This window comes from Ruegeria sp. YKSE079 (genome assembly GCF_059612845.1).
Genome location: NZ_JBXWRJ010000005.1, coordinates 115,180 through 127,144, shown reverse-complemented (window position 1 = coordinate 127,144; position 11,965 = coordinate 115,180). Strand labels below are relative to the sequence as shown.

The following is an 11,965-nucleotide window of genomic DNA, read 5'->3' as shown; positions in this document are numbered from 1 at the left end:
GGGCAGCAGGTGGTATCCCGGTCACAGTACGGGTCAATCCCATCGATCAATCGGTGGCGCAAGTCCAGAAGATTGCGCAATTTCGGGACGTTGGGGCTTGTTCTTTTAGGGCCTGTTCTGGCCTTTGCAACGTATCTTGTCATCGGTCCATTTGATCTTGGCGCTTCCGCATCGGCCTTGCGGCTCGTTTTGCTGGCAGATTTGGTCTACGTCCTGTTCCTTGCCGCATTGGTGCTGGGGCAGCTGGGGCGTTTGGTTGTGGCACGCCGCGCCAAGTCGGCCGGGTCGCGCCTGCATTTGCGCTTGATTGGCGCATTCACGTTGTTGGCGTTGGTCCCGACGGTTACAGTTGCGATCTTTGCGGGGCTGACCATCAATATTGGTTTGGAAGGCTGGTTTTCGGATCGAGTGCGCCAGGTGGTTGGGTCATCTCTGTCCGCTGCCGAAGCCTATGAACTGGAGCACCGCGAAGGCTTGCGCCAAGACGCGATTGTTCTTGCACGTTTTCTCGATCGGGCGCGTCAATTGAACTATTTTGTTACTGACGCCGAGCTGCGCGAAGTGCTGGCGCAGGGCCAAAGCCAGATACAACGCGGATTACGCGAAGCCTATATCATCGACGGAACAGGTGAAATCCGAGCACGGGGAGATCGTTCTTACCTATTCAATTTTGAAAAACCAACAAACAATGAGATTGTACAATCGGACGATGAAGGCTTTCTGATCATCCAAGACTGGGGCAACAACGAATTCCGTGCGCTTGTTCCCCTGGAAGTGTATCTGGATCGCTATCTGTATGTGAGCCGGGAAGTCGACGGCGAAATACTGAATCTTCTGGATGATACAAAGGAAACAGTGCGGTTTTACCAGCAACTGGAAAGTGAGCGCGGCAAGGTTCTTTTTGAATTCGGGCTTTTGTATCTGGGATTTGCGGTCATCCTTATTCTGGCTGCGGTGTCCTTAGGCATGTGGTTCGCTGAACGATTGTCGCGCCCGGTCGGCTGGCTGACAACGGCGGCACAGCGTGTTGGGGCAGGGGATTTGAGCGTGCAAGTGGCCGAAGGTGATGGAGATGATGAAATATCGATGTTGGGTCGCTACTTCAATCAGATGACGCGACAACTTAAAGGCCAACGCGACGCCTTGCTTGAGAACACGCAACAAATCGAACGCCGGCGTAGGCTCTTCGATTCGGTTTTGAGCTCGGTTACTTCTGGCGTTGTAGGGCTGGATTCGGGCGGAAAGATCACCTTTGTGAACCGATCGGCAGAACGCTTGCTCGATTGGACGGGTGATGAACAGAGTCTGGCTTTGGGGGTTGCGGTACCAGAGTTCCTGCCACTTTTCGAAACACTGGAAATCGGGACGCAGGAGACTGTTCAGGGAGAAGTCAAAGTGACCCGGAAGGGTCGGCTGGAAAATCTGTTAGTTCGAATGTCGACTCGGCGTAACGAGGATGGCAGACTTGAGGGCTATGTGGTCGCCTTTGACGATGTCACTGATCTGGTCAGTGCACAACGTATGGCTGCTTGGGGCGATGTGGCCCGACGGATTGCACACGAAATCAAGAATCCGCTGACGCCAATTCAGTTAAGTGCTGAAAGAATAAAACGAAAATTCTCGCATAAGCTTGATGGGGAAGACTGTGATGTTCTCACGGCGATGACGGATGTAATCGTGCGTCAGACCAATGATCTACGGCGTATTGTCGATGAGTTCTCCAAATTTGCGCGAATGCCAGATCCGGACCGGCACGAAGAAGATTTGGTCGAGTTGGTTCGGGAAGCCGTGCTGTTACAGCAGGCAGGGCAACCGGATGTCAGAATCGAGGCGGATCTTCCTGAAGAACCCATCATTGTGGATGTGGATGCGACGATGATCAATCAAGCACTGACAAACCTTATCAAAAACGCCGGAGAAGCGATTGAAACTTTTAAGAAAAATGGCGTCCTTGAACATCATGCTCCGGAAATCCGCGTGGCGATGAGGGAGCTTACCGATGGTGTCCAAATCACGATAGCCGATAACGGCATTGGGTTACCTGAGGATCGGGCGAGACTGTTTGAGCCTTATGTGACTACGCGAGACGAAGGTACCGGGCTCGGTTTGCCCATCGTCAAGAAGATCATTGAAGAACACGGCGGCAATCTCACCCTGGAGGATGCGCCGGTTTTCGACGGACAGGACCATTTCGGTGCAATGGCCGTGATCCGCTTACCAAGGGTCCGGAGCGACCCGAGATCCGAACCACAAAAGCAGGCAATTAAACCCAATTTGAAAGCAGGCCAATCATGAGTGATATTCTGATCGTAGATGACGAGCGCGATATTCGCGAACTGGTGTCCGATATCCTGGAGGACGAAGGGTATTCCACCCGCCTGGCTGGCAATTCGGATGAATGTATGACGGCAATCAATTCCGAGCCGCCGGGGCTGCTGATCCTGGATATCTGGCTCAAGGACAGCCGGATGGACGGGATTGATATCCTCAAAGCGGTGAAGCGCGACAATCCCGATGTACCGGTTGTGATCATATCCGGGCACGGCAATATAGAAATTGCGGTGGCTGCAATCAAACAAGGTGCCTATGATTTCATAGAAAAACCCTTCAACATTGATCAGTTGATGGTTGTCATCCGGCGCGCGATGGAGACATCGCGTCTGCGGCGCGAGAATGCCGCGCTGAAACGGCGCGAAGTCAGTTGTTCCGAAATGATCGGTAAGTCCGCTGCCTTCCGTACGATGCAGAACCAGTTGGACAAGGTCACGAAATCCAATGGGCGAGTAATGTTGCGAGGACCGGCGGGTTCAGGCAAGGAAATCGCCGCACGCTATATCCACGCCCATTCAAATCGCGCAAACGCTCCATTCGTGACCGTTAATTGTGCGGGGATGGAGCCCGAGCGCATGGAAGAAGTGCTGTTTGGGCGTGAATCTTCTGAACGCGGCATAGAATCCGGGTTACTGGAGGAAGCGCATGGAGGTGTGATTTATTTCGACGAAGTGGCCGACATGCCGCTTGGTACGCAGTCAAAGATCCTGCGCGTTCTGGTCGATCAGCAATTTCAAAGAGTGGGCGGAACAGACAAGGTTCGCGTTGATCTTCGCGTGATCTCTTCGACAACCCGGGACCTTGAAAACGAAATTCGCGAGGAGCGCTTCCGTGAGGAACTGTATCACCGGCTGAACGTGGTTCCGGTGGCCGTGCCTTCATTGGAAGAGCGGCGAGAAGACATTCCGATGCTGGCGCAGCATTTCATCGACATGTGTCACGAGACACAGGGATTGCCACTACGTGAGCTTAGCGACGAGGCCGTTGCCCTGATGCAAACGATGATCTGGCCGGGTAATGTGCGGCAACTCAAGAACCTGGTGGAGCGAGTTTTGATCTTAGGGGAGAGCGCCGGCGTGATCGAAGCGCGGGAACTTCCTAACGAGGATCAAAGTGCCGAAGACGAAGGGCGTGTCGTTTTGTCCGGGGCGTTGGCGACACTGCCTTTGCGTGAAGCACGCGAGGCGTTCGAGCGGGAATATCTTTTGACGCAGATCAACCGCTTTGGTGGAAACATCAGTCGGACCGCAAGCTTTGTCGGGATGGAGCGTAGCGCGTTGCATCGTAAGTTGAAGTCGCTTGGAGTTGTCACATCCAACAAATCCGGTGCCCGGGTTGCGCATGTGGACGAAACGGAACCGGCAGAATAGGAGACATGAAAGAGTCACCCCGCTTGTTGCGGGGTGATGATCTGAAATGTGCCATCGTCGAATCTGACAAAACACGCCCCTTTGCCCAGCGGCGGCAAGGTCGTTGTCCGAGACGCCGGAACAAGAGATTTCACGTTTGGCCTGCAAGGCGGAAGGCTGACCGGCCGGTAGCCCTTTTGCGCCATGCACTGTGCCTCGACGCGATTGCGAAGGCCCTTATTGACGTCGACGGTATAGAGGTGCCCCGGCTGCCACCAACCGCCGGTTGTGTAGCATTGGCCAGAGCTGTTGCAGACGGTTCGGCCAGGGTAATAGATTGGTGGGCTTTGGCGAACCTGGTTTGCGACCGGAGCGTCTCGGAGCGCCTTGATCTGACAATCAGTGGTCTCGGTCTGCATCTTCGAAACTGATGCGCCTTCGCGATAGTACAGAGACAGCGGACCGCAGGCCGTAAGAGCGAGGATGAGCAAGCTGGTGGGGATCACTGTTTTCATTAGCTTACATTGCCTCAACCATGGGTTTAAGACAATTGAATTGACCGCCAGAATTGCATCTGTCATTCAAAACGCTCAGGCAGAAGGGCCAGAGAAATGAAGGTCATTATTTGCGGCGCAGGTCAGGTCGGATGGCAGATCGCGCGTCACCTTTCCGGAGAGTTGAACGATGTCACGGTCGTTGACAACAATCCCGACCTTGTGCGCCGGGCCACGGAAACGCTGGATGTACAGGGAATCGCGGGCTTTGCCAGCTATCCGGATGTGTTAGAGCGAGCAGGTGCGCGAGACGCAGATATGATCATTGCGGCAACTCATTCAGATGAGGTGAACATGGTCACCTGTCAGATGGCCCATTCGGTTTTTTCAATCCAACGAAAGATAGCGCGTTTACGGGCGAAGTCCTATCTCGAGGCAATCCACTCGGATTTGTACCGGCGCGACCACCTGCCTATCGATGTGGTTATCAGCCCCGAGCGCGAAGTGGCCGCCGCTGCCATGCGCCGTTTATCTGCACCTGCAGCGTTTGACACCGAGATTTTCATGGGCGGTCGGGCGCAGCTTTTGGGCATCCGAGTTGAAGAGGCTTGCCCGATCATCAACACGCCATTGCGGCAGCTGACAGACCTGTTTTCAACCCTCAAGTCTATTGTTGTCGGCGTCCGACGAGCCGGTTCGCTGTTCGCACCCGAACCTGATGATCAACTTTTCGTCGGCGATGAATGCTACGTTTTTACCGCAGTGGAAGACGTGGATCGAACCATGGAAGTTTTTGGCAAGACCCAGAAACGTCAGGATCGGATTGTGATTGTCGGCGGCGGAAATGTCGGTCTGGAAGTGGCCAAGACACTGGAGGAGCGTGAGGGAAGGGTACGGGTCAAGATCATTGAGCGCGACCGACGTTGTGCGGAAAGGGCAGCCGAAGCGCTGGAACGTACCATTGTTCTGAATGGAGACGGCCTTGATTCCGCGCTTCTCAAAGAAGCGGGAATCGAACGCGCTGATGCAATGTTGGCGGTGACCGATGATGACCGGACCAACATGCTCGCGGCCGTTAGGGCAAAGGCTGACGGATGTCCGCTGGCCATCGCGCTGGTCAACGACCCGAGTATGGTGGCGCTGATGGGCCCCTTGGGTGTTGATGCGTATATCAACCCGCGCGCGACCACAGTCAGTTCCATCCTGCGCCACATTCGCCATGGCCGTGTACGCCAGGTTTATTCGATCGGCGATGCCGAGGCTGAAGTGATCGAGGCAGAGGTTTTGTCGACCTCTCCCATGGCAGGTCAAAAATTGCGCGATATCGACTTTCCCGAAGGCGTACTTGTCGGAGCTGTGCGCAAGGGTGACGAGGTTCTTCGACCAACCGGAAGCCTTCGGATCGAAGAAAAAGACGTTTTGGCGATTTTCGCCATGGCCGACGATGTCGCCGAGGTCGAACGGCTCATGCAGGTTTCAATCGATTTTTTCTGATGGCGGTCCGGGCAAAGCAAAAAATCGGGTACTTGCGGCGCATGCCGCTGTTCCTGGTTATTTGGGGAATTGCATCGATTTCCATGTGGATTCCGGCCAGCTATTCGCTGGCGCTAAATGATCATCCAACATCTCGGTCTTTTTTTTATTCGGGTCTGGTTGGACTGGTGATTGTGGCGATGGTTGCGCTGGCAATGCTCAACCGGTTTCCGAAACGGGGTACTTTGGGCCAACTGGCCGCGCTGCTTGCGACGTTTGCGTTCATGCCGATTTTTTTGGCAATTCCCCTCCACGACGCATTGGGCACAACGACTTTTCTCAATGCCTATCTGGACATGGTCAGCGCGTTGACGACGACCGGTGCAAATGTTTTTCCTGATCCTCAACGGCTGTCTGCGCCGTTGCATCTGTGGCGCGCTCAGGTGGGCTGGATGGGGGGGCTGCTAATGTGGATTGCCGCCTCTGCTATCTTGGCGCCTTTGTCCTTGGGCGGATTTGAAGTAACGGCCAAGGGGGAGCCAGGGCGTGCTGTTTTCGGCGTGGTGCAAAGTGAAAGAGCCGATCCTCGCGGGCGGTTGTTTAAGATTTCAAGAACGCTCGTTCCAGTTTATACCGGTCTTACTGGTGTCATATGGGTTCTGCTTCTGATTGCAGGCGAAAAAGGCTTGACTGCAATCTGCCATGCGATGTCAATCATGGCCACTTCCGGGATATCACCAGTTGGCGGTCTCGAAGGGTCGACGTCGGGATTGACCGGCGAAGCGATCCTGTTTCTGTTTTTGTTCTTTGCCCTGTCACGTCTGACTTTTTCGTCTGATACTGCGGCTTCGGGTTACTCGCGTCTGGACAAAGACCCCGAATTTCGCGTGGGTCTGCTTTTTGTGGTATCCGTTCCACTCATCTTGTTTTTCAGGCACTGGCTGGGTGCTTATGACGTCAACGCTGAGATGAATGCGGAGTTAGGATTACGGTCTTTGTGGGGCAGTATGTTCACTGTGCTCTCTTTTCTGACGACGACAGGGTTTGTCAGTTCCGATTGGGCTGAGGCACAGCAATGGTCAGGGCTGGGAACGCCGGGAATGATTCTGATGGGGCTCGCCATGGTCGGTGGTGGTGTGGCCACTACTGCTGGGGGCGTGAAGCTTTTGCGTGTTTTTGCACTTTACCTTAACGGGCTGCGTGAGATGGAGCGGTTGATCTACCCATCCTCGATCAGCGGAACGGCAGGTGGACATCGGCGAATTCAACGCGATGGGGCCTTCATTGCTTGGATCTTTTTCATGTTGTTTGCGATTTCGTTGACCGTTTTCACCATTGTGTTCTCTGTTTTGGGGTCGAGTTTCGAGCAATCTATGGTGCTAACGATCGCTTCACTGACGACGGCCGGACCGCTGATTGAAACCGCCACCGAAATACCGATCCGGCTCGTCGAGCTCGGTGTGGGAGCAAAATTCACGCTTTGTGCCGCAATGATAATCGGTCGTCTTGAAACACTGGCAATAATTGCACTTTTGACCCCATCCCTGTGGCGCGCCTAAAGAAATTGCTTGACGTCACGTCATGCTTTTCCTTTTTTCGTCTGGAATATCCTGTCGCGGCACTTCATACTGCGCCAGAGGGAGCGCGTTGGTCCGCAGCGCGTAGCAAGAACAATGGCGAGATTATAAAAATATGGCTTCGGACAGACAGAATCTTCAGGATGCGTTCCTGAATAACGTACGGAAAGCTAAAGTTCCGGTTACGATTTTCCTGATCAACGGTGTTAAATTGCAGGGTGTGATTACCTGGTTCGATAATTTTTGCGTATTGTTGCGCCGCGACGGACAGTCGCAGTTGGTCTACAAGCACGCGATATCGACCATCATGCCGTCGCAGCCAATTAACCTTTATGAGGGCGAAGACGCCTCTTGATGGAACATGACAGGACGCTCACCCGGGCGTGGGTGCTGCATCCGGATATCAAGTCAGATGATGAACGTCGTCTTCCGGGACCGGCGCTGCAAGAAGCTGTAGCACTTGCTGCAGCTTTGCCTGATCTGGACGTAATCGGGTACGATATTGTGCGCTTGCAGCGAGCGCAGCCCGGTTATCTGTTTGGCAGTGGCAAGATCGAAGAGCTGGGTGACCGGTTTCACGAAAACAAGATCGAGCTTGTCCTGATTGATGGCCCGGTGACACCGGTACAGCAGCGCAATCTCGAGAATGCTTGGAAGGTCAAGATCCTGGACCGAACGGGCTTGATCCTTGAAATATTCAGTGCCCGCGCCCGCACCCGAGAAGGTGTGCTGCAGGTCGAAATGGCCGCGCTTAGCTATCAACGCACAAGACTAGTCCGGGCCTGGACCCACCTTGAACGGCAGCGTGGGGGGCTTGGGTTTGTCGGCGGTCCTGGTGAAACTCAGATCGAGGCCGACCGACGCGCCATTGACGAACAACTGGTTCGCCTGCGCCGGCAATTGGAGAAGGTGGTGAAAACCCGCACTCTGCACCGCGCAGCGCGAGCCAAGGTTCCATATCCAATTGTCGCGCTGGTGGGCTATACCAACGCAGGAAAGTCGACCCTCTTCAATCGTTTGACCGGCGCGGAAGTAATGGCCAAGGACATGCTGTTCGCCACGCTGGATCCAACGATGCGCCGCGTGCAGCTGCCTGACGGTCCCGAAGTAATTTTATCGGACACGGTCGGGTTCATTTCATATTTGCCGACTGAACTGGTCGCGGCATTTCGTGCCACCTTGGAAGAAGTTCTGGGCGCGGACCTGATCATTCATGTGCGCGACATCAGCCACAGCGAAACTGAAACGCAGGCACAGGATGTCGAGGCGATTCTGGCATCATTGGGCGTGACCGAGGATCGACTACGGTTGGAGGTCTGGAACAAGGTCGACTTGCTTGAAGACGAAGCACGAACCTCCGTTTTGGCACGAGCTGCGCGAGACAAGAAAATCTTTGCGATCTCCGCAGTTAGCGGCGAGGGGGTGGAACCACTTCTGGCAGCAATAGCGCAAGAACTTCAAGTGGTGCGCAACGAGGCTGTGTTACATCTTGGTTTTTCCGAAGGCCGCAAGCGGGCATGGTTGTTCGCACAAGACGTTGTGCAGTCCGAAACTCAATCGGACAAGGGTTTCGAGCTCTCTGTTTTGTGGACACCTATTCAAGAAGCCAGATTTGATGCGTTATGAAGTTCAGCCGCCAACGATCTGTTTTTGATAGTCTTCAGCGTTGAACCAGCCTTTGGCGTTTAGGATTTTCAGGTCAGAATCGAAATCCCACTCTTCCCATCCACGGCAAATGACAAGATTTCCGGTCTCGGCATGGTGACCTTCCATCGTCCAGACAAACAGTGCGTGATTGCCCGCTTTGCGCATCATATCGCATCGGATCTCCAGGTCCGGAAAGGCAGCAAAAATGCTGTGCGCGAGTTCTTTTATCGCTGAATGGCCCTGAATGACGTCACCGCCATTCACGCAGGTTTTTCCATCCGGAGCAAAAAATGAGACCACGGTATCGGCATCCGCTGAACTCCAGGCGATTGCATAGTCGCGTGCAAGGTTTTGAAGAACGTCTTGAACACTGGCCATTGCCCCCTCCGAGTGGCGCGTCGGTTTGCCAAGAGTATGCCAACGAGGGTAGCTTCGTAAATGTCCTCCCGAGAATCGCGCGATTGATTGCCAAGGCCTCGTCTTTTGAACTCAGCGGGGGATCAGATTTGTTGTGCCGACCGCCGCAGCCCTGGCGAGATCGGCATCCAGAGACATTGGCACGTATTCGCCACGCCGCCAAAGCTGTGCGAGGTCGTCATAGTGGCGCGACAGGAAATGTCCCGACTGACCGGTGGAGGTAATAAAAACAGAACTATCCGGATCGGCGAAGTCATAAACGCCCCGATACCCTGCGCCGTGAACGTTGAGGAACGGATTGGGCCCTTCACCCGATGTGCGGCCGCGCTGGAGGGTGTTGTCCCCGCCGCTGGTGGACTGGCGGATATTGACGAAATAGCGAAGGACCGGAACCGATCCCAAAACCTGATGATCGTGAGTCGCCTGATGTGCATCCCCCCAACGCAGCGCCTCTAGTGATCCGCCATACTTTTCGGCTACCCAGATCAGCGCGTCGTCAAGGGCAAGGCGGGCCATATCCGTGCAAATTTCCAAGGGAGCACTTTGGCGCACGTCACACCAGACTGATGCTCCGTCGATGTCGCGAAAGACCCGTTCGATGAAAAGTGGCTCCACATGTTTGAATTCGCTGACCAGTGGCCCAAGTTCGTCAGCTATCAGCCGCTTTTGCAACGCCCGAACCCATGCCGCATAGATGAGCGGTTCGGGAAGGTGCTCGTTCATCTCGCCATTCCATTCGGCCAGCAAGGCAAGGGCAATCTGTCGTCGCCGCTCGGGTGTGCCCTCGGGTGCGGATTCGCCTGTAAACCAAAGATCTGCACCGATGAGCGGCAATAACGTTCGTGCTGTGATACTGACAGGATCCAACTGCGCTTCTATGAAACTGTCGCGGGTGTGCACCTCGCGGTTCTGCATTAGTTTTTCCCATCGCTGCACGCGTTGGGTGTCGCCCCAGACAAAAGAAACGTGATTTGGAAATGGTCTGTCGATGATCTTGTTGTTGGTATTGCCCATTAAGCCACCGGAAGGTGAGACGAATTCGGGGTTTTCGGAATAGGGCGCGCGCCCCTGCCAGCGATTTTCTGTGCGCCATCCCTGACTGGGCAATCGGCCCTGACTTTGGTGCGCCGGGTCGCGATCGGGTATCGCGCCGACCAGCTTCATGGCTATGGTGTTCTTGTCTGCAAGGGACAAGTTCTGTGCCGGGGCAATGAACGCTTCGGTGGACCGTATTGCTTCGCGCACGTTGTTCGAGTTCATCAAGGCCAATGAGGCGCTCATCGATGTGTCACTTGGGCTCAACACAGTCCAGGCAAGTGACACAACGTGGCCAGGTGGGGTTATGGTTTCGAGGCTATAGTGACTTCCAGGCAGGACAGGTCCGTTTTCGGTCCAGCGCAGGGTCAGAGTGATCGGTGGGGCGTCCTTGATCTCGATAATGGAAGGGCGCGATTCGAATGACCTATAGCCATCCGGCGTCAGGTACTCTTCGGGATTGTCTGGATTGAGTTTTTCGACATAGAGATCCTGATCATCCATATAGGCTGATGTCAGCCCCCAGCCCAAACGATCGCTCCGGCCAACCATGATGGCCGGAACTCCGGGAATCGAGGCCCCTATAATTCCACCATTCTCCAATTCGAGCCGGGTAAGGTACCAGATTGTAGGCGCCGAAAACCCAAGATGCGGATCGTTGGCCAACAGAGTTCCTCCACTGGCGGATCGGTTCGGTGCTGCCGACCATGCATTCGACGCGCCAGCCAGACCCCGTTTCGGAAATGGTGACAAGGGGTCGGCGAGCATTGCCGTGCCTTTGGCGTAACGCGGGACATCCGGAAAGAGGGCGGCGTATTCTGGCAATGCGGCTGTGCCCGGCCCAGGGACATCCGGCAAGATATCAGCCAGTCGTGCCGGGTCGTCCAGCATCAGAGAGACGCGGGCGCGCAAAACCTCCTCTTCCAAATGGCCGGACAGTTGCAGACCCATCAGTTTGATGATTGCAAGGCTATCGCCGGGGCGCCACGGAGCGACAGGAGCGTTGAACAGAAACATTTCGGGTGCGCCGCGCCCCAGGGCATCCTCGTTGATCTCGGTGAGTCGCGCATTGACGCCAGCAGCATAGGCTTGAAGGGCTTTTTTGGTGTAGTCGTCTTGAACATCGACGGATTTCTGGGCAAGCCGATAAAGATCAAACCGCCTGAGCAATTTATCGATCGGAACGGTCCTTTGACCGAATATCTCTGACAGGCGCCCTTGGGCAGTTCGCCGCATCACCGTCATTTGCCACAGTCGGTCCTGTGCGTGCGCATATCCCAAACCAAAGAAAACATCGGGATCGCTCTCGCCAAAGATGTGCGGAACGTTCGAATGATCGCGTACAATTTCGACCGGAGCGGTCAGGCCTTCGACTTTGACCGACTTATTGTACTCCGGCAGCGACTGGCTGGCGAGGAAATAGACCAATACCACACCGGCGACGACCAGAGCGACGAGGCCAGCCGCGATCCGCATCAACCAGCGAAAAAGAAGACCCATGAACTCCCCGTGAGGTTTGAGTTTCGCATTCGCGCGGAGATTAGTGGAAGCTTGCCGGAACCGGAAGGGGAGTTGGCGACAAGTTCCGCAATGTCTGCGCGCGCCGAAGAATCATCACGTTCGGCACGCATTTAATTCGGGC

Annotated in this window: 9 protein-coding genes; 6 read left to right on the top strand and 3 right to left on the bottom strand. The window is 54.9% G+C overall.

The features are described 5' to 3' along the window. Positions 1-9 precede the first annotated feature (9 nt). On the top strand, positions 10-2,295 hold the full coding sequence (locus tag AC2FMY_RS06430) for a sensor histidine kinase NtrY-like (protein ID WP_496807148.1): 2,286 nt from the start codon (positions 10-12) through the stop codon (positions 2,293-2,295). Beyond that, positions 2,292-3,701, top strand: a complete 1,410-nt coding sequence (gene ntrX / locus AC2FMY_RS06425) for a nitrogen assimilation response regulator NtrX (protein WP_496807147.1) — start codon at positions 2,292-2,294, stop codon at positions 3,699-3,701. Before AC2FMY_RS06430 ends, ntrX begins: the two co-directional genes overlap by 4 nt. Before the next feature lie 14 nt (positions 3,702-3,715). Here the strand turns inward: ntrX and AC2FMY_RS06420 are convergent, their stop codons facing one another. After that, positions 3,716-4,195 carry a hypothetical protein gene (locus AC2FMY_RS06420; RefSeq protein ID WP_496807146.1) on the bottom strand — a complete coding sequence of 160 codons (480 nt, stop codon included), beginning with the start codon at positions 4,193-4,195 and terminating at the stop codon, positions 3,716-3,718. A 96-nt stretch (positions 4,196-4,291) separates the two neighbouring features. Here AC2FMY_RS06420 and trkA point away from each other — a divergent pair, with 96 nt between their 5' ends. From trkA to hflX, 4 genes are all read left to right on the top strand, one after another. Further along, the gene (trkA, locus tag AC2FMY_RS06415; protein WP_480750918.1) at positions 4,292-5,668 is read left to right on the top strand and encodes a Trk system potassium transporter TrkA; all 1,377 of its coding nucleotides are present in this window, start codon (positions 4,292-4,294) and stop codon (positions 5,666-5,668) included. 41 nt (positions 5,669-5,709) lie between these two features. Beyond that, positions 5,710-7,206 (top strand): TrkH family potassium uptake protein, encoded by a 1,497-nt coding sequence (locus tag AC2FMY_RS06410; RefSeq protein ID WP_496746438.1) that lies wholly within the window; start codon positions 5,710-5,712, stop codon positions 7,204-7,206. Positions 7,207-7,339: 133 nt separating this feature from the next. After that, positions 7,340-7,579, top strand: a complete 240-nt coding sequence (hfq, locus tag AC2FMY_RS06405) for an RNA chaperone Hfq (protein ID WP_005982826.1) — start codon at positions 7,340-7,342, stop codon at positions 7,577-7,579. Continuing rightward, positions 7,579-8,850: a GTPase HflX gene (gene hflX / locus AC2FMY_RS06400; protein ID WP_496746440.1), complete on the top strand. Its 1,272-nt coding sequence runs from the start codon at positions 7,579-7,581 to the stop codon at positions 8,848-8,850. The genes hfq and hflX overlap by 1 nt, the downstream gene beginning before the upstream one ends. A gap of 3 nt (positions 8,851-8,853) precedes the next feature. Here hflX and AC2FMY_RS06395 read toward each other — a convergent pair whose 3' ends face one another. Both AC2FMY_RS06395 and AC2FMY_RS06390 read right to left on the bottom strand, forming a co-directional pair. After that, positions 8,854-9,249 carry an SgcJ/EcaC family oxidoreductase gene (locus AC2FMY_RS06395; RefSeq protein ID WP_496746441.1) on the bottom strand — a complete coding sequence of 132 codons (396 nt, stop codon included), beginning with the start codon at positions 9,247-9,249 and terminating at the stop codon, positions 8,854-8,856. A gap of 111 nt (positions 9,250-9,360) precedes the next feature. Further along, a complete protein-coding gene (locus AC2FMY_RS06390) occupies positions 9,361-11,823 on the bottom strand; it encodes a penicillin acylase family protein (protein WP_496746443.1) in 2,463 nt (820 codons plus the stop codon). Positions 11,824-11,965: the final 142 nt, after the last annotated feature.